Consider the following 21,157-nt stretch of genomic DNA (forward strand, 5'->3'; position numbering starts at 1 on the left):
GCCCTTCGATCTTCCGCACCCGTGGAACCGTCAGAAGTCCCAGGTGGCCCGCAGCACCCCGGCGTGGCTCTGATAGCTGCGGCGCAGTTCGCCGTTATACTCGAGCCGCAGGGTCACGCCCTTGCCCTGGTCCAGGGTGGCGCCGACACCGATGGCGACACCGTCGGCCTCCGGCCGGCCGGTGGTGCTGACGAAGTTGACCCCGCCCAGCACGCCGGTGGTGGCGATGGGGCCGTTCAGGTAATCGTGCACCCAGGCCAGCTTCAGGTCCGGCAGCAACTTGCCCATGCCGGTGTCCAACTGGGCGTTCAGGCGTGCACCCAGTTCCTGCGTCAGGCTGTTGGTGGTCAGCGCGCCGACAGCCAGGTCGGCCGCGCCGCCGTCATGCTCCTCATAGGCATGGTTGGTCAGGCGGGTGGCCTGCAGGCTCCATTGCGGGGTCAGGGTAAGGGCGGTCGCCACCGGCAGGGTGTAACCCACCGTGACCTTGCCCAGATACTGCTCCCCACCATAGTTGGCGTTGGCACGGGTGCGCAGGAAGTCGATCCAGCGGCGCTGGTCGTAATGGTTGTAGCCGAAGCCCACCTGGCCCTCGACCGACAGCCGCTGGTCCGCCCAATCCGGCCGCCAGACGCTGTAGGCCGTCAGCTGGTAGCTGCCCACCTGGGTACGGCTGCCGGCGGCATAATCCTGGCCGTCGGCGCTGCCGTTCAGCCAGCTGAAGGCGATGCCGGCCATGATCTCCGGACTGGCGTACCAGTCGGCACCCAGCACCAGGCCGGCGGTGGAGGCGCGATAGCCCGCTGCGTCGGTCGTCGTACCGCGTAAGGTCCCGCCACCCAGCACCTCGCCCCACAGCACGCCGCCCAGGGTGCCGTCGCCGGCCGAGGAACCCTTGTCGCCCCCTTCCATAAGGCCGGCCACCGTCCGCTGGTGCTGGCTGATGGCCGTGGTGGTCAGGGTCAGGGTGGTGACCTGGGGTGTCAGCTGGCTGGGCGCCAGCTGGTTCAGGGCCGTCTTCAGGGCGCCGCCGCTGAGCTTGGACAGGGGTTCCAGCACCGCCTTCTGGACGGGGGCCGCCGTGGCACCGGTGCTGTTGGCGATGGCGTCCAGGGCGATGCCCATGCCGACCGCCGCACCACCCGTGGCCGCGCCCGCCGCGGTGTAGCGGGTGCTGGGCGGCGTGATCGTGCCGCTGCCATTGGACAGTGTCAGCACCAGGTCGGTGGTGCCATTGCTGGTGATGGTGGAACTGGTGACACTATAGCCCGTCGCCGTGAGGGTCAGGCCGCTGGTCGTCAGGCCGGCACCGGCCGAGACGATGGTGTAGCTGCCGGCCGACAGCGACGTGCCGCCGGTGGCCGTCAGGGTGATGCTGCCACCCGTCAGGCTGGCCGACCCGCTGATCACCAGGCTGCCGTAGCTGCTGGTGCTGGCCACGCCGATCACCAGGCCGCCGCCGGTCTGGCTGTAACTGCCGGCGATGTTGATGGCACTGTTGACCAGCAGCGTGGCCCCGCTGTTCACCACGGCATGGCTGCCGACATTGATGGTGTCGTTCAGCAGCAGGGTGCCGGACACGAAGCGCAGGTTGGCGAGACTGCTGGTGATGGTGCCCTTGGCGTTGGCGTAACCTGTCAACGTGCCGGGCGCCGCGTCCGTGCCGCCGCTGACCACCAGGTCGTTGGACGACAGGTTGGTGATGTTACCGGCGATGACGCCGCTGTTCGCCAACGTGCCCAGGGCACCCGTGGCCGCGATGTAGAGCGCGGTGGGGGAGGACAGGGTGCCGCTGACGTTCAGGCTGGCCAAGGTGCCGCCGACATAGTCGTTGGTGGCGACCGCCAGCAGGGTGTTGCCGCTGACGCTGCCGGTTTCCGCCAGACCGGTGAGACCGCTGGTGACGGTGGAGCCCGCATAGCTGGACCCTTCGCCACCCTGGACCAGCGTCGTGCTGTCGCCCACCAGGTAGTTGGCGGTGGCGGCCAGGCCGGCGGAAACCGTGCCGCCGGTGATGCTGGCGGCCCCGCTGACCGACAGCACATGGCCGTTAGCACCCAGCGTGCCGGCGGACTGGCTGTAGTTGCCGGTGACGCTGATGTCGCCGGCCAGGGCCAGGGTGGCCCCGGCGTTGGTCACCGTGTGGCTGCCGACATCGATGGCATCGCCCAGCCTGAGATTGCCGGACGCGAAGGTGAGATTGGCCTGCGCGTTGCTGATGGTGCCGCCGGTGAAGACGCCCACCGTGCCGGTGTCGCCGCCGGTCACCACTAGGTCATTGGCGCTGACGTTCACCACATTGCCGACGATGGTGCCGCTGTTGGCGAGTGTGCCCAGCGTACCCGTGCCGGCCACGTATAGCGCCGTGGCGCCGCCTGCGACGTTGGCCAGGGTGCCGGTGATCGCCAGCCTGGACAGGCTGCCGCCGATGTAGTCGTTGGCGGCCACGGCCAGCAGACTGGTGCCGCTGGTGCTACCGGTGGCATCCAGGCCGGTGAGGCCGCTGGTGACGGTGGCGCCGCTGTAGCTGGAGCCCGCCCCACCCTGGACCAGGGTGGCGCCGTCGCCGACGAAGTAGTTGGCCGTGGCGGACAGGCCGGCATCGACCACGCCGCCGCCGATGACAGCGGCCCCGCTGACACTCAGCACATGGCCGGCCACACCCAGGGTGCCGGCCGCCTGGCTGTAGTTGCCGGTGATGGCCAAATCGCTGGCCACGGTCAGGTTGGCGCCGGCATTGGTGACCGTGTGGCTGCCGACATCGATGGCGTCGCCCAGGCTGACGGCGCCCGACGCGAAGGTCAGGTTGGCGTTGGCGTTACTGATGGTGCCGCCGGTGAAGACGCCGATGGTGCCGTTGGAACCGCCGGTCACCACCAGATCGTTGGCGCTGACGTTCACGACATTGCCGACGATGGTACCGCTGTTGGCCAGGGTGCCCAGCGTGCCGGTCGAGGCGATGTACAGCGCCGTGGCGCCCCCGGCCACGTTGGCCAGGGTGCCGATAACGGCCAGGCTGGACAGGCTGCCGCCGATATAGTCGTTGGCCGCCACGGCCAACAGGCTGGTGCCGCTGGCGGTGCCCGTCGCATCCAGGCCGGTGAGGCCGGAGGTGACGGTGGCGCCGGTATAGCTGGAACCGGCCCCACCCTGGACCAGGGTGACGTCGTCGCCGACGAAGTAGTTGGCCGTGCCCGACAGGCCGGCGGAAACCGTGCCGCCGGTGATGCTGGCGGCCCCGCTGACACTCAGCACATGGCCGTCCACATCCAGCGTGCCGGCGCTCTGGCCATAATTGCCGGTGACGCTGACGTCGGTGGCCAGGCTGATGCTGGCGCCGGTGTTGCTGACCGTATGGCCGCCCACGTCGATGGCATCGCCCAGGCTGACGGCGCCGGAGGCGAAGGTGAGGTTGGCGTTAGCGTTGGTGATGGTGCCGCCGGTGAAGACGCCCACCGTGCCGCCGGACCCGCCGACGACCACCAGATTGTTGGCGCTGCTGTTGACCACGTTGCCGATGATGGTGCCGCTGTTGGCCAGGGTGCCCAGGCTGCCGGCGCTGGTGATCATCACCGCCGTGGCGGCGTTGATGGTGCCGGTGTTGGTCAGGGTGCCCAGGGTGCCGCTGATGTAGTCGCTGACCAGCGTCAGGACCAGATCCGTGGCACTGCCATCGGGGGTTGTGCCCAGGGTGGCGGTGAAGCCGTCGGCCCAGGTGGTCAGGCCGCTGGCCGACAGACTGCCACCCGCCGCCACGATGGTGTAGCTGTCGCCGGCCAGCAGGTTGCTGCCGGTCAGGGCCGTCACTGCCACGGTGCCGCCCGTCAGGCCGGCATCGCCGCTGACCACCAGTTCGCCGGCGGTGCCGCCGCCGATGGCGGCCGTCAGGGTACCGTCGGTCTGGCTGTAGTTGCCCGTCACGCTGACGATGCTGGTCAGCAGCACCGATGCGCCGCTGTTGACCAGGGTGCCGGTGCCGACATTCACCGCGTCGTTCAGCAGGAGGTTGCCGCTGGCCAACACGACGTCGGTGCCGGTGCTGCTGATGGTGCCGCCGGTGAAGGTGCCCGTCACCGTGCCCGAACCGCCGGTGACGGTCAGGGCGTTGGCACCGTTGTTGACCACGTTGCCGCTGATGGTGCCGCTGTTGGCCAGGGTGCCCAGCGTGCCTGTGCCGGCGACAAACAGTGCCGTGGCGCCGCCGGCGGTGTTGGCGAGCGTGCCGGTAACCGCCAGGCTGGCGAGCGTGCCGCCGATGTAATCGTTGGCGGCCACGGCCAGCAGGCTGGTGCCGCTGGTGGCGCCGTTGCTGCTGAGGCCCGTCACGCCGCTGGTAACGGTGGATCCTGCGTAGTTGGAGCCTGCGCCACCGCTGACCAGGGTGACGCTGTCACCCACCAGGTAGTTGACCGTGCTGGCCAGGCCGGCGGCGACCGTGCCGCCGGTGATGCTGGCGGCATCGCTGACGGTCAGCACATGGCCGGCCACATCCAGCGTGCCAGCGCTCTGGCTGTAGGCGCCGGTGACTGCGATGTCGGACGCCAGCGTCAGGCTGGCGCCGGTGTTGCTGACCGTATGGCCGCCCACGTCGATGGCATCGCCCAGGCTGACGGCGCCGGCGGCGAAGGTGAGGTTGGCTTGCGCGTTGGTGATGGTGCCGCCGGTGAAGACGCCCACCGTGCCGCCGAACCCGCCCACGACCACCAGGTCGTTGGCGCTGCTGTTCAGCACATTGCCGATGATGGTACCGCTGTTGGCCAGCGTGCCCAGGCTGCCGGCGCTGGTGATGTTCACTGCCGTGACGGCGTTCAGCGTGCCGGTGTTGGTCAGGGTGCCCAGGGTACCGCTGATGTAGTCGCTGACCAGGGTCAGGACCAGGTCGGTGGCGCTGCCGGCCGGGGTTGTGCCCAGGGTGGCGGTGAAGCCGTCGGCCCAGGTGGTCAGGCCGCTGGCCGACAGGCTGCCGCCGGCTGCTACGATGGTGTAGCTGTCGCCGGCCAGCAGGTTGCTGCCGGTCAGGGCCGTCACTGCCACGGTGCCGCCCGTCAGGTCGGCATCGCCGCTGACCACCAGTTCGCCGGCGGTGCCGCCGCCGATGGCGGCCGTCAGGGTGCCGTCGGTCTGGCTGTAGTTGCCCGTCACGCTGACGATGCTGGTCAGCAGCACCGATGCGCCGCTGTTGACCAGGGTGCCGGTGCCGACATTCACCGCGTCGTTCAGCAGGAGGTTGCCGCTGGCCAACACGACGTCGGTGCCGGTGCTGCTGATGGTGCCGCCGGTGAAGGTGCCCGTCACCGTGCCCGAACCGCCGGTGACGGTCAGGGCGGTGGCACCGTTGTTGACCACGTTGCCGCTGATGGTGCCGCTGTTGGCCAGGGTGCCCAGCGTGCCGGTGCTGGCCACGTACAGTGCCGTGGCGCCGCCGGCGGTGTTGGTGAGCGTGCCGGTGACCGCCAGGCTGGCGAGCGTGCCGCCGATGTAGTCGTTGGCGGCCACGGCCAGCAGGCTGGTGCCGCTGGTGGCGCCGTTGCTGCTGAGGCCCGTCACGCCGCTGGTGACGGTGGATCCTGCGTAGTTGGAGCCTGCGCCACCGCTGACCAGGGTGACGCTGTCACCCACCAGGTAGTTGATCGTGCTGGTCAGGCCGGCGGCGACCGTGCCGCCGGTGATGCTGGCGGCATCGCTGACGGTCAGCACATGGCCGGCCACATCCAAGGTCCCGGCCGTCTGGCCGTAGGCGCCGGTGACCGCGATGTCGGACGCCAGCGTCAGGCTGGCGCCGGTGTTGCTGACGGTATGCCCCGTGACATCGATGGCGTCACCCAGGCTGAGGCTTCCGCCGGCGAAGACCAGGTTGCTGTTGGCGTTGCCGATGGTGCCGCCGCTGAAGACGCCGACGGTGCCGCCGGTCCCGCCCACGATCACCAGGTCATTGGCGCTGGTGTTGAGCAGGTTGCCGTTGATGGTGCCGCTGTTGGCCAGGGTGCCCAGGTTGCCGCTGGCCGCGATGTAGATCGCGGTGGCGGCGGCCAGCGTGCCGGTGTTGGTCAGGGTGGCCAAGGTGCCGCCGATGTAGTCGTTGCCGATGACGGCCAGCAGGTCGTTGCCGACCGTGCCTTCCCCCACCAGCAGGCCGGTCAGGGTGCCCTGCACCGCGACGCCGCTGTAGCTGGAGGCGGCACCCGCGCTGACCAGCGTCGCCGTCCCGACCAGGTAGTTGCCCGTGGCCGCGAAGTCCGCCAGCACGGTGCCGCCGGTCAGGCTGGCCGACCCGCTGACCGCCAGGCCGCCCCCGTTGGGGTTCAGCACCAGGATGCCGGCGGTCTGGCTGTAGTTGCCGGTGACGCTGACCACGCTTTCCAGCAGCACCGACGCGCCGGTGTTGACCAGGGTGTTGCCGCCGACGTTGACGGTGTCGTTCAGCAACAGGTTGCCCGATGCCAGCACCACGTTGCTGAGGGTGTTGGTGATGGTGCCCTGGCTGCCGGCGGTGTAGCCGGTCAGGGTGCCCACCGTCGTGCCGGTGCCGCCGGTGATGCTGAGCACATTGGACGACAGGTTGATGATGTCGCCGGTGACGGTGCCGGTGTTGGCCAGCAGGCCCAGGCGCGCCCCGGTGTCGATGTAGATCGCGGTGGGGGCGGTGATCAGCCCGCTGTTGACCAGGGTGCCGATGGTGCCGGCGTTATAGACGCCATAGGTGGCGCCCAGGATGGTGCCGTTGTTCAGCACGGTGCTGATGTTGCCGGTATTGTAGAGGCCGGCGGCGGTGGGGGCGCCCGCGTCGACCAGGCCGCCGTTGTTCACCAGCAGTTCGATGGTGCCGGCGTTGAAAAGGGCGATCTGCCCCGTCACCTGGCCGTTGTTGGTCAGGGTGCCGATGCTGGCGCCGGACTGGTTGGCGATGCCGGTTATGGTGGCGTTGACGGTCCCGTCGTTGCTGAGGGTGCCGATCTGGCCCAGATTGGCGACGCCGATGGTGCCCAGCAGGGTGCCGGTGTTGGACAGGCTGCCCACCGTGCCGGTGGTGCCGACATAGACGGCCGTCGGGGCGCTGATCACCCCGCTGTTGCCCAGGCTGCCCACCGTGTCACCGACATAGGCGTTGGCGACCACGGCGACCAGGTCGATGTTGCCGCCGATGGTCTGGGTGCTGAGCGACGCGCTGATGCCGGTCACGCTGATGAAAGCCTGAAGGCCGGTGTAGCTGGAACCCGCACCACCCACCACCAGGGTTTCCAGCACGGCGCCCGGCTGCAGGTTCACGGTCGACAGGGCGAAGGCCGCCGCGACTGTGCCGCCGGTCAGGCTGGCGGTGCCGGTGACCACCAGTTCGTTGGCGTCCAGCACCAGGGAACCCGCCGTCTGGCGATAGTCACCCGTGATGGTCAGGCTGTTGGCCAGATGCAGGGTGGCGCCGGTGTTGGACACGGTGTGGCCGGTCGCCGTGATCATGTCGTTCAGCAGCAGGTTGCCGCCGGCGAAGACCACGTCGCCGCCCGTGCTGGCCAGCGTGCCGATGCCGGAAAGGCCGGTCAGCGTGCCGGTCACGGCGCCGTTGCCGCCGGTGATCACCAGCGTGCCGGCCCCGCTGTTCAGGATGTCGCCGGCGATGGTGCCGCTGTCGGCGATGGTGCCCAGGCCGCCGACGTTGGCGACGGCGTAGGTGGTGCCGGTCAACAGGCCGCTGTTGACCAGGGTGCCCAGCGTGCCGCTGGCCGCGACATGGACCGCGGTGCCTGCCGACAGGGTGCCGGTGTTGGTCAGGGTGGCCAGCGCGCCGCCGATGTAATCGTTGTCCACCGTCAGGGTCAGGCCGCCGGCGATGCTGGTCAATGCGCCGGTTTCCAGGCCGGTGATGCTGTTGACCTGTAGCTGTGCCGTGATGCTGGCGCCGCCCACGGCCTGCAGCAGGGTGGTCGTGCCGGCAAGATGGTTGATGGTGGAGGACAGGCTGGCCAGGACCGTGCCGCCGGTGAGGACGGCGTTGCCGCTGACCGACAGTTCGCCGGTGCCATTCCCGTCCACCAGCAGCATCAGGTTGCCGGCCGTCTGGGTGTAGTCCCCGGTGACGTTCACGGCATGGACCAGGGCCAGCGTGGCCCCGCTGTTCACCAGGGTGTGGCCGGTGACGACGACATTGTCGTCCAGCACCATGGTGCCGCTGGCGAAGACGACGTTGCCCAGGGTGTTGGTCAGCGTGCCCATGCCGGACAGGCCGGTCAGCAGGCCGGCCAGGGTGCCGCCGGCGCCGGTGAACACCAGATCCTGTGCCGCATCGTTCAGGATGCTGCCGCGAATGACGCCGCTGTTGGCGACCGTGCCCAGGACACCGTCGTTGTACAGCGCCGTGGCGCCGGCCAGGGTGCCGCCGGTGGCGTTCACCAGGGTGCCCAGCGTGCCGCTGTTGGCGACGGCCTGCTGGCTGGCGGTGATGGTGCCGCTGTTGACCAGGGTGTCCAGGGTGCCGGTGGCGGCATTGTAGACGCCGATCTCGCTGGTGATGATGCCGCTGTTGTTCAGCAGGCCCAGGCTACCCTGGCCGTTGTAGACGGCGGCGGCGCCGGTGCCGCTGGTGGCCAGCAGGCCAGTGTTGGCCAGCGTGTCCAGGACACCGCCGTCGTTCTCCACCGCGAAATGCGCGCCGATGATGGTGCCGGCGTTGGAGAGGCTGGCGATGCTGCCGGCGTTCAGGACGCCGGCGTGCGTGGTGGCGCTGATCAGGCCGGCGGCGGCGTTATCGACCAGGCTTACGACGCCCACGTTGTAGACACCGGCATAGCCGCCGGTGACGGTGCCGCTGTTGGACAGTGTGCCCAGGGCGCCGGCGTTGCCGATACCGGTGCTGACACCGGCGATGCCGCCGCTGTTGACCAGCGTGCCGACCACGCCGTTGTTGGCCACGCCCGCCACGCTGCCCAGCAGCAGGCCGCTGTTGGACAGGGTGCCGACGCTGCCGCTGGCCGCGACATAGCCGGCGGTCTGCACATTGGTGACGGTACCGCTGTTGGCGGCGCTGGCGACGGTGCCGCCGATATAGTCGTTGGCGAACTGCAGCAGCAGGCTGCTGCTGCCGGCGGTCGTCACGATGGTGGTGTTGCCGCTGAACCCGGCCAGCGAGGTGATGAGGTTGGCGCCGGTCAGGTCGATGCCGCCGCCAGCCTGCATCAGGGTGTAGTTGTTGCCGTAGAGGTAGTTGCCGCCGGCCTCCAGGGTGGCCACGACGGCGCCGCCGCTGATGTTGACGGCGCCGCTGACCACCAGGTCGCCGCTGCCGGGGTCGATGCGCAGGGTGCCGCCCGTCTGGCTGTAGGCGCCGGTGATGCTGACCAGACTGGCCAAGTGAAGATTGGCGCCGCTGTTCGCCACCGTGTGGCCGGTGGCGTCGATGGCGTCGGCCAGCAGCAGGTCGCCGCTGGTGAAGACCACGTTGGACAGGGTGTTGACGATGGTGCCGCCGGTCAGCGTGCCGACTGTGCCCGCGGTGCCGCCACTGATGGACAGGTCGATGGCTGACAGGTTGCGGATGTCGCCGGTCAGCGTGCCGGTGTTGGCCAGTTGGCCCAGGCTGCCGCTGGCGGCGATGTAGATCGCCGTGGCGGCCGACAGGCTGCCGCTGTTGGTCAGCGTGGCCAGCGTGCCGCCGATATAGTCGTTGTTGGCCACCAGCAGCAGGATGTCGCCGGCGATGACGCCGCTGTCGATCAGGCCGGTGAGGGCGGCGGTCACGGTGGCGCCGCTGTAGTCGGACCCGGCGCCGCCCGCGATCAGAGCACCCAGCGTGCCGGCCAGGTAGTTGGCTGCACCGCTGAGGGAGGCCAGCACGGTGCCGCCGCTGATGCTGGCGGCGCCGCTGACCCTCAGGCCGTCGGTGCCGGGGGTGATGCCCAGCGTGCCCGCCGTCTGGCTGTAGACGCCATCGATGGAGACGATGCCGGCCAACGACAGGTTGGCGCCGGTGTTGGACACGGTGTGGCCGGCGGCCTGGATGCTGTCGTTCAGCAGGATGTTGCCGGCGGTCAGCACAACGTTGCCGGCGGCGGTGATGGTGCCTTGGGTGGCGACCGTGCCGCTGGGCTGGCCGGTGAAAGTACCGGTCACCGTGCCGCTGCCGCCGGTGATGGTGGCGTCGCCGTTGTTGAACTGGACGTTGCCGGCGATGGTGCCGCTGTTGTTCAACAGGTCCAGGACGCCGGTCTCATAGAGGGCGATCGCACCGCTGATCAGGCCGCTGTTCAGGATGGTGGTGAATGCGCCGCGCAGCGCGCTGCCGGTGGCGCCGGTGGCCTGGATGGTGCCGCCGTCGTTGTTCAGCGTGCCGGTGCCGTTGCTGGAATAGACGCCGTACTGGACGCCGCTGATCAGGCCGCTGTTGGTCAGGGTGTCGGCACCACCGCCGCCGATACCGGTATGGCCGCTGATGGTGCCGCTGTTGCTGAGCGTGCCGCCGTTGAAGGCGAAGACGCCGGCACCGGTGGCGCCCGTGGCCTGGATGACACCGCTGTTGTCCAGCCAGGTATAGCCGCTGAACGCGTCCACGCCGATGCCGCCGCCCTGGATCAGGCCGCTGTTGCGGATGGTGCCGGAGGCGGAGGCAAGGTTCAGGCCGGTATGGCCGCCGGTGACCGTGCCCGCGTTGATGAAGGTGCCGATGGCGCCCAAATTGATGCCGAACGTGCCGCCGCTGACCACGCCGATGGTGGTGATGGACAGCAGGTCGATGTTACCGCCACCGCCGATGCCGGCGTAGCTCGTGCCGGTGATGGTGCCGCTGTTGACCAGGGTCCCGATATAGCCGGCGTTCTCGATGCCGCTGCTGGCGCCGGCGATCAGCCCGCTGTTGGTCAGCGAGGTGATGCTGCTGGTGTTCCAGCGCACGCGCACGGCGTAATCCGAACCCACGATGGTGCCGGCGTTGGCCAGGGTGGCGATGCTGCCTTCCAGCAGCAGGGCGCCCTGGGTGCCGCCGTCGATGCGCCCGCCGATGCTGTTCACCAGCGTGCCGATGCTGGCGGACTGCTCCGCATAGATGCCGGTATCGATGGTGCCGCTGTTGTCCAGCAGGCCCAGGGTGCCGCGCAGGTCAAGCTCATCATTGATCAGGCGGGTGTTGGCCAGGGTATCGACCCGCCCGTCGAGGATCAGGCCGGCGATGGTGCCGGTGTTGGACAGGGTGGCGATGGTGCCGTCGCTGTAGAGGCCACGGTTGCCGCCGGTGATGGTGCCGCTGTTGGACAGCGTGGCGATGACGCCGTGGTTGACCACGCCCGTGCCGCTAGTGCTGGTGATCAGGCCGCTGTTGGCCAGGCTGCCCAGGCTGCCGGTGGCGGCCACGTAGATCATGGCGGCGGTGCCGGCGACACTCAGGGTGCCGCTGTTGACCAGGCTGCCCAGGGTGCCGCCGATATAGTCGTTCAGCGCCACGGCCAGCAGGTTGTTCCCGGCGACGGCGCCGCCCAGCGTCAGGCCGGTCGCATCGCTGGTCAGGGTGACGTCGGTGTAGTCGGACCCGGTGCCACCGGCCACCAGGGTGCCCAGGGTGGATTGCAGGTAATTGCCGGCCGCCGCGTCGCTGTAGACGACCGATACGTTCGTCAGGCTGGCGCTGCCGCTGACGGCCAGGCCGCCGCCGGCCGGTGTCACCGCCAGGCTGCCCAGGGTTTGGGCATAGTTGCCGGTGATGCTGACGATGTCGGCCAGGGTCAGGGTGGCGCCGGCGTTCAGCACCGTGTGGCTGCCGGCGTCGATGGCGTCGTTCAGCAGGATGTTGCCGCCGGCGAGCACCACGTCGCTGGCCGTGTTGGTGATCAGGCCCTGGGTCCCGGCGTCAAAGCCGGTGAAGGTGCCGGTCAAGGTGCCCGTGCCGCCCTGGATGGTCAGGTCGTTGGCCGACAGGTTGGTAATATTGCCGGCTATGGTGCCGCTGTTGGCCAGCAGGCCCAGGGCGCCGTTGCTGGCGATGGACAGGGCGGCGGCGATGCCGCTGATCAGCCCAGCGTTGGCCAGGGTGCCGACCAGCCCCAAATTGACGATGTCGACGGCCAAGTTGCCGCTGATCAGGCCGTTGTTCAGGACGGTGCTGACGGTGCCGCCATTGGCGGCCAGGCCGTCCAGCCCGCTGGTCAGGGTGCCGCCGTTGTCCACCAGGCCGACGGTGCCGGCATTGACCACCAGGGCCGCGGTGCCGCCACTGACGGTGCCATCGTTCGTGATGGTGTCGATGGTGCCGCCCACGCCCTGGGCGCTGGCGTTGCGCAGGCCGAAATTGCTGGCGGCGATGATGCCGCTGTTGCCCAGGCTGCTGATGCTGCCGACGTTATACAGGCCGGTATTGGCCGCGCGGATGGCGCCATTGTTGGACAGGGTGCCGATCAGGCCGTCGTTGCGCACGCCGACCGAGGCGCCGATGGCGCTGAACGTGCCGCCGGCCTGGGCGATGCTGCCGCCGGCGCTGTTGGTGAACTGGTCGATGGTGCCGGTGTTGTACAGGCCGGCGTACTGGCCGGTGAGGGTGCCGCTGTTGGCCAGGCTGCCGATGCTGCCGGTGGTGGCGATGTAGACGGCCGTGCGGCTGGACACGGCGATGCTGTTGTCCAGCAGGGCCAGGGTGCCGCCGATATAGTCGTTCTGGGCCACCGCCAGCAGGGCGTCGCCCGCCGTGGTGCCGCCCAGGCCGAAGCCGGTGACCGTGTTGGTGACGCTGAGACCGCTGTAATCCGACCCGGCGCCGCCCTGCACCAGGGTGCCGAGGACGCTGCCCACCATGTAGTTGGCGGTGGAGGCGGCGCCGGTGACGGTGGCGACCCCACCGGTGAATTGGGCGGCCCCGGTGACGGACAGCAGGTCGCTGCCCACACCCAGTTGCAGGCTGCCGCCCGTCTGGCTGAAGGCGCCGGTGACGCCGACGGTGCCGGCGACTGTGAGGAAGGCTCCGCTGTTCACCACGGTGTGGCCGGCAACATTGATGGCGTCCGCCAGGCGCAGGTCGCCCGAGGCGAAGTCGACGTTGCTGAGCGTGTTGACGATGGTGCCGCCGGTCAGCGTGCCGACGGTGCCGGCGGCACCACCGGTGATGGACAGGTCCACCGCCGACAGGTTGAGGATGTTGCCGGCCAGGGTGCCGGTATTGGCCAACTGCCCCAGGCTGCCGCTGGCGGCGATATAGAGGGCCGTGGCGGACGACAGGCCGCCGCTGTTGGTCAGCGTCGCCAGGGTGCCGCCGACATAGTCGTTGCCGGCCACCAGCAGCAGGCTGTTGCCGCTGGTGGCGCCGCCGGCGACAAAGCCGGTGACACCGGAGACCACGGTGGCGCCGGTGTAGCTGGACGCGGCACCGCCGGCCACCAGGGTGCCCAGCGTGCCGGCCTGGTAGTTGCCAGTGGCGGACAGGGCGGCCAGGACCGTGCCGCCGGTGATGCTGGCGCCGTCGCTGACGGTCAGGCCGCCGAGGCCCAAAGCCAGGGTACCGGTGGCCTGGCTATAGGCGCCGCCGATGGTGACGGCGCCGGCCAGGGCCAGGTTGGTGCCGCTGTTGAGGACCGTATGGCCGGTGGCCTGGATGGTGTCGTTCAGCAGGATGTTGCCGCCGGCCAGCACCACGTCGCCGCCGGTAACGGCGATGGTGCCCTGGCCGCCCACCGTGCCATTGGTGTAGCCGGTGAAGGTGCCCGTCACCGTGCCCGTGCCGCCGGTGATGGTCAGGTCGCCGGAGGCGGTCCGGACATTGCCGGCGATGGTGCCGCTGTTGTTCAGCAAGGCCACGGGACCGGACGCGTCAAGCGCGGTGGCGCCGCTGATCAGGCCGCCGTTGAGGATGGTGCCGAAGGTGCCGTACAGCGCGGTGCCGCCGCTGCCGGTGGCCTGGATGGTGCCGGTGCTGGTGTTGACCAGCGTGCCGACGCGGTTGTCGGCATAGACGCCATACAGGACGCCGCTGATCAGGTTGCTGTTGGCCAGGGTATCGACCCCGAAGCCTAGGCCGCCGATGGCCGTGTAGCCGCTGATGGTGCCGCTGTTGCTGAGCGTGCCGCCGGTGCCGAAGGAGAAGATGCCGTAACCGTCGGTGCCGGCGGCCAAGCCCCTGATGGTGCCGCTGTTGTCCAGCCAGGTGAAGCCGGCATCGCTCAGCACGCCGATGGTGGCGCCCTGGATCAGGCCGCCGTTGGCCAGGGTTGCAAAGCCGCTGCCGGCCTGGACGCCGATGCTGCCGGCCAGGATGGTGCCGCCGTTGGTCACGGTGGTGATGGAGGAGTTGAAGTAGAGGCCGGTGTTGTCGGCGGAGACCAAGCCTTGGTTGATGACGGTGCCGATGGCGCCGGCCTGGATGCCCGTTGTCCCGCTGACCGTGCCGATGCTGGTGATGGACAGCAGGCCGATGACGCCACCGGCGATGCCGGCGCCGTTGGTTCCGGTGATGGTGCCGCTGTTGACCAGGGTGGCTATGGTGCCGCTGCTGTCAATACCGCTGGCGTAGCCGCTGATCAGGCCGCTGTTGTTCAGCAGCGTGATGGTGGCGCTGTTCAGGCCCATGCCCACGGCGTTGCCGCCGCCATCGCTGCGGATGGTGCCGGTGTTGGCCAGGGTGCCCAGGGTGCCTTCGACCGCCACGGCCGTCCCGTTGCCGCCATCGATCAGGCCGCCGATGGTGTTGATCAAGGTGCCCAGCTGGCCGGCGGACTGGACGTCGACCTGGCCGTTGACGGTGCCGCTGTTGGTCAGTGTGCCGATGGTGCCGGTGTTGTACAGGCCGGCGCCGCCACCCTGGATGGTGCCGCTGTTGGTCAGGTTGCCGATGGTGCCGTGGTTGACGATGCCGGTGCCGCTGGCACTGCCGATCAGGCTGGTGTTCGTCAGGGTGCCCAGGCTGCCAGCCTGCGCCACGTAAAGGGCGGCCGTCTGGCCGCCGGTGGTCAGCGGGGTGGAGACGCCCAGGCTGCCCACCGTGCCGCCGATATAGTCGTTCAGCGCCACGGCGATCAGGTTGGTGCCGATGGTGACGGCGCTCAAAGCCAGGCCGGCGGTGTCGCTGGTGATGGTGACGCCGGTGTAGTCGGACCCGGTGCCGCCGGCGACCAGGGTACCCAGCGTGGATTGCAGGTAATTGCCGGCGCTACCCGCGACCACCTGGACCTCACCGTTGGTCAGGCTGGCGCTGCCGCTGACCACCAGTTCGCCCGTGCCGGCGGCCACGCCCAGCCGGCCGCCGGTCTGGGAATAATTGCCGGTGATACCGATGGTGCTGACCACCGTGACGCCGGCGCCGGTGTTCAGCACGGCGTAGCCGTTGGTGCTGATATTGTCGTTCAGCACCAGGTCGCCGCTGGCGAAGACGATGTTGGCGTACCGGGTGGTGATCTGGCCCTGGTTGGCCGGGTTGACGCCGGTCAGGGTGCCGATGGTGCCGCCGGTGCCGCCGGCGATGGTCAGATCGGCCGCCAGCGTGCCCGGCCCGGAGTTGGACGGGTCGAAGTTGTTGTAGATGTTGCCGGCGACGGTGCCGCTGTTGGCCAGCAGGTCCACCTTGCTGCCCACGAAAACCACCAGGGCCGTGGGGCCGGTGATCAGTCCGGCGTTGGCGATGGTGCCGATGGTGCCGCCGTTGAAGGCGCCGATACCGTAATTGCTGCCCTTGAGGGTGCCGGTGTTGGCCAGGCGGACGATGGTGCCTGAATCGCCGACGGCGAATGAAGCGCCGCTGATCGTGCCGCCGTCATTGGCCAGCAGGCCGATGGTCCCGGTGTTGTAGAACGCGGACGCGTTGCTGCTGGCGGCGGTTATGGTGCCGGTGTTGGACAGGGTGTTGATGACGCCGTCATTGCGCAGGCCGGCACCCGGCGCCGCGATATCGGTCGCGGTTATCAAGCCGCTGTTGGTCAGGGTGTCAATGGTGCCGCCATTGCTCATGCCCACCCCGACGGCGGCGATGGTGCCACCGTTGTCGAACGTGCCGATGCTGCCGCTATTTAAGAGGGCGAGCCCGGAGGAGACGGTCGCCGCGATGGTTCCGCTGTTGGACAGTCGGTTGATGTTGCCGCTGTTCCAGATCCCGTAAGACTGCCCCAGGATGGTGCCGCTGTTGTTGATCGTGGCGACCGGGACTACGGTGCTGGCAAGGGACAGGGCCGTCCTGCCGGTAATCAGGCCCAGGGTCTGGTTGTCAATGCTGCCGATGGTGTACGAATTGGAACCCAGGATGGCGATCCGGCCGGAAATGGTGCCGCTGTTGATCAGGGTGCCGATGCTCTCGACCAGGATGCCGGCGCCGATGCTGGTGCTCTGCGCGTTAATCAGACCGCTGTTGTCCAGCAGGCCGATGCGCCGGTTGGCGGAGGACACGATGCCGTAGGTGGTGCCGTTCAGGGTGCCGCTGTTGCTCAGGGTGCCCAGCGTGCCATTCAGGAAAAAGGCGGTGACGCCGGTGGCGTTGCCGGTGTTGCCGATGCTGGCGAAGTTGCTCATGATGTAATAATTGCCGGCCACGGCCAGCACGTTGGTGCCGTCCGTTCCAAGGTTGGCCGTCACCTTGTTGTACGAGGCGGCCAGGGAACCGGTCAGGCTGCTGTAGCTGCCGCTGGCCGCACTCACCAGGGTGCCCAGGGTGTCGCCCAGCATATAGGTGGCGCCACTGTTGACCGCGACGGTGCCGGTGACCGTGGCGTTGCTGATGCTGGCGGCCCCGCTGACGGCCAGCGTGCCGCCGGCGGCGACGGTCAGCGCGCCCCCTGTCTGGATGTAGTCGCCCGTCACGGTGATGTTGGTGGCCGCGGCCAGGGTGCCGCCGTTGTTGACCAGGGTGTGGCCGCTGACGTTGGCGGATTCGGCCAGCAGCAGGCCGCCGTTCAGCACCACGTTGCTGAGCGTGTTGATGATGGTGCCGCCGCTCAGGGTGCCGACCGTGCCGGCGCTGCCGCCGGTGATGGACAGGTCGACGGCGGACAGGTTGCGGATGTTGCCGTTGAGCGTGCCGGTGTTGACCAGTTGGCCCAGGCTGCCGGTCGCGGCGATGTAGACCGCGGTGGCGGACGACAGGTTGCCGCTGTTGGTCAGGGTGGCCAGTGTGCCGCCGACATAGTCGTTCTGCGCCAGCAGGACCAGGTTGGTGCCGTCCGTGCCGCCGACCAGGCTGGCGCCGGTCAATGTCGCGATCGACACGGAAACGCCGGTGTAGTCGGACCCGGTGCCGCCGGCCACCACGGTGGTGGGGGCGCCCAGGACGTAATTGGCGGCTGCCGACAGGCCGGTCACGCTGACCTGGCCACTCAGGCTGGCGCTGCCGCTGACCACCAGTTGCGTGCCGGCCCCGGCCAGGGCCAGGGTGCCGCTGGTCTGGGTGTAGGCGCCGGTGATGGAAACGGTGTTGGTCAGCGTGATGCCGGCGCCGTTGTTCAGCACCGTATGGCCGCTGGCGTTGATGCTGTCGTTCAGCAGCAGGGCGCCGCCGGCGAAGACCAGATTGCTGTGGGTGTTGCTGATCGTGCCCTGGGTGCCGGCAAGGCCGGTGAAGGTGCCCACCGTGCCGGCACTGCCGCCCTGGATGGACAGGTCGGCGTACGAGCTTCCGTCATTACCGTTGATGACGTTGCCGGCGATCACGCCCGAGTTGACCAGGCTGCCGATGGTAGCGCCGGAGGTCAGCAGGAGGGCGGTGGCGCCGCTGATCAAGCCGCTGTTGGCCATGACGGAAACGGTGCCGCTTTCATCCCGGATGCCCTGTTGGGCCAGGATGGTGCCGGTGTTGGACACGGTGCCGACGGCGGCGTTGCCCGAAAGATGGATGCCCACCACGGTGGGCGCCGACACGGTGGCGCCGGTGTCGATCAGGCCGGCGTTGACCAGGGTGCCGATGGTGGCCGTACCCACCTCGATGCCGATGCCGCCCGTGGTCAGGTGGCCGACGCCGGCGTTGACCAGGGTGCCGACGGTGGCGCCGTTGCCGATGGAAACGGCGACCGTTTCCGCGTCGACCGTGCCGGTCAGTGTCAGGCTGGCGGCGTTGGCGCCGATGTAATCGTTGGTGGCCATGGCCACCAGGTTGCCGCCGCTGGTGCCTAGCGTGGCGGTGAGGGGGGCCAGGCCGATGGCGACCGTGCCGCTCAGCCCCGTGTAGGTGCCGCCCGCGGCGGCCACCAGGGTGCTTAGCGCGTCGCCCACCAGATAGGTGCCGCCGGCCGACAGGGTGGATACCGAGGCGTTGACCGTGCCGCCGGTGATGGTGGCGTTGCCGCTGACCACCAGTTCACCGCTATTGCCCAGCCCCAGGGTGCCGGACGCCTGGCTGTAGCCGCCGGTGACGCTGATGATGCTGGCCAACGTGACCGAGGCGCCGTTGTTCACCAGGGCATGGCCGGCGGCGTTGACGGCATCTGCCAGCAGCAGGTTGCCGCCCAGTACCACGTTGCTGAGCGTGTTGGTGATGGTGCCGCCGGTCAGCACGCCTACCGTGCCGGCCGACCCGCCGGTGATGGACAGGTCCACGGCGGACAGATTCTGGATGTTGCCTGACAGCGTGCCGGTGTTGACCAGTTGCCCCAGGCTGCCGCTGGCGGCGATGTAGACGGCTGTGGTGGCGGACAGGCTGTCGCTGTTGGTCAGGGTGGCCAGCGTGCCGCCGATGTAGTCGGTGCTGGCCAGCAGCACCAGGGCGTTGCCCACCGTGTCGCTGGTGACGCTGACATGGGTTGTCGGGTTGATGACGACGGAGACGCCGGTGAAATCGGACCCCGTGCCGCCGCCCACCAGGGTGGCAGGGCTGCCCACGACGTAATTGTTGCCGGTACCGGGAGTGACGGTGACGTTGGCGTTGGTCAGGCTGGCGCTGCCGCTGACCGACAGCGCGCCGCTGTTGGTCAGGACCAGGCTGCCGCCCGTCTGGACATAGGCGCCGGTGATGCCGATGGAATTGACCAGGGTCAGGGCGGCGCCGGTATCATAGACGGTATGACCGGTGGCGTTGATGCGGTCGTTCAGCAGCAGGTTGCCGCCGGTGAAATACAGGTCGCTGGCGCCGTTGGTGAGCACGCCCACGGCGGTGGTGCCGCCGGGATAGCCGGTCAGGGTGCCGATGGTGGCGCCGCTGCCGCCCAGGATGGTCAGGTTGGGCTGGCTGGCGCCGACGGTGCCGTTGGTGATGCTGCCGGCGATGGTGCCGGAGTTCACGAGGGTCAGGAGCGCGCCGTTGACTTCCATGACCAGGGCCCGCGCGGCCGAGATCAGGCCGCTGTTGATCAGCGTGCCAAGGGTGGTGGTGCGTTGCGCGATGCCGTAGTTGTAGGTGGAGGTTCCGTTGCCGCCGCCCGCGAGGATGGTGCCGCTATTGACCAGTGTGCCTATGCTACCCGTGTTGAGGATGCCGGCGGCATTGCCCGCGCCGCTGGTGACGTCGATGGTGCCGGCGTTGATCAGGGTGCCGACGGTGTTGAGCGAGCCGCCGACCCCGGATAGGTAGATGCCTATGGCAATAGTGGAGAGGGGTTTGATCAGGCCGGTGTTGGACAGGACGCCAATGGTGCTGCTGGCGGCCACGATGCCATATTGAGCTTGGATGGTGCCGGTGTTGGACAGGGTGCCGACGGTGGCGCGCAACGCGGTGGCGATGCCGCTCTGTGCGATGCCACTGGTCGAAATGTGGGTATCGATCAGGCCGGCGTTGACCAGGGTGCCGATGGCGGCGGCGGTGCCGACGCTGATGCCGACGGTGTCGGCGGTCAGGTGCCCGACGCTGGCGTTGACCAGGGTGCCCAGGCTGACGCCGGCCGCCACATAGGCGGCGGCGATCGCGGTGCCGCCGGTATCGACCGTGCCGGTCAGCGTCAGGCTGGGCGTGCTGGCGCCGATATAGTCGTTGTTGGCCAGCGCCAGCAGGTTGTCGCCGTCCGTGCCGATGCCGGCGGCGAAGCGGGTGAGGGCGGTGGTGATGCTGCCGGTCACGCCGCTGTAATTGCCGCTGCCGGCGGCCACCAGGGTGGCCACCGTGTCGCCCACAAGATAGGTGGCGTTTGACGCCAGGGTGGACAGGTTGGCGGTCACCCGGCCGCCGGTCAGGCTGGCGCTGCCGCTGACCACCAGTTCGCCGGCCCCGCTCAGCGCCAAGGTGCCCGACGTCTGGGTATAGTCGCCAGTGACGTTGACGATGCTGGTCAGCGAGACGGTGGCGCCGCTGTTGATCAGGGTGTGGCCGCTGACGTTGATGGCGTCGTTCAGCAGGAAGGCGCCGGTCAGGATCAGGTTGCTGAGCGTGTTGCTGATGGTGCCCTGGCCGCTCATGCCGGTGTAGGTGCCCACCGCGGTACCGCCGCCCAGCGTCAGGTTGCTGGTGCCGTCGTTGATGATGGCGCCCAGGATGGTGCCGTTGTTGCGCAGCGCGCCCAGGGTGCTCTGGCTGGAAATGGATATGGCGAAGCTGGACCCGCCGATCACGCCGCTGTTGACGATGCTGGTGATGCTGGTGATGCTGGGGAATGACGGTCCGAGGATCAGCGCGATGCCGCCCAGGCCGGTCTTGATGGTGCCGCCGGCGGTGATCACCAGCGGGTTGACCTGGGCGCCGCTGAACAGGGCGGCGATGGTGCCGGCGCTGATCACCGTGTTGCCGGTCAGGGTCACGCCGCCGGACAAAAAGTTGCCGCTGTAGGTGGTGTAGGCGTCCAGGGCGCGGGCGGGGCGGGGGGCCGCCATGCCCGTGGCGACCACCATCAGGGATGATCCGGCCAGCAGGATCCGCCGGGACAAGGGCCGCCGGGACCGGCGTCCGCCATCTACCACTTTCGGGTGGGTAGCGGCCGTGCTGTTATCCTGCTTAACCATGAAATCCCCCAACCCTCTTCCCCAAGCCGCCTCTTAAACGCCCGCACTGTCCAGCCCCAGGCTGCGGTCTTTAAGCACACGTTGCTGTTGTGATTCTCGCTGAAACCGACCTGGCTTACCCCGGTATGGATTCAAGCAATTTTCGGAATATTGTATAGCATTATAAATGCGGGTTGCAAATAAACCAATGATACCCCTGCACATCCCTCGCTAGGCTGCGCAGTCGACCACCATATCCCGCTGTCCCGGCCGCTACCCGTCATGCGGGAAACCGCCGATGTGGTCATGGGGACGCCAAGCCGTCCGGAAACTTTGGGTGGCAAGGGGCGGCGGCCTCGGACGGCTTAAGCCGATG

The 21,157-nt window shown here is 68.8% G+C and carries 1 protein-coding gene; it reads right to left on the reverse strand.

The window, feature by feature from the left end; genetic code table 11:
• Positions 1-30: 30 nt before the first annotated feature.
• Positions 31-20,691 carry a hypothetical protein gene (locus tag PW843_28835; protein MDE1150574.1) on the reverse strand — a complete coding sequence of 6,887 codons (20,661 nt, stop codon included), beginning with the start codon at positions 20,689-20,691 and terminating at the stop codon, positions 31-33.
• Positions 20,692-21,157 lie beyond the last annotated feature (466 nt).

The sequence above is a fragment of the Azospirillaceae bacterium genome (genome assembly GCA_028283825.1).
Classification (GTDB): domain Bacteria; phylum Pseudomonadota; class Alphaproteobacteria; order Azospirillales; family Azospirillaceae; genus Nitrospirillum.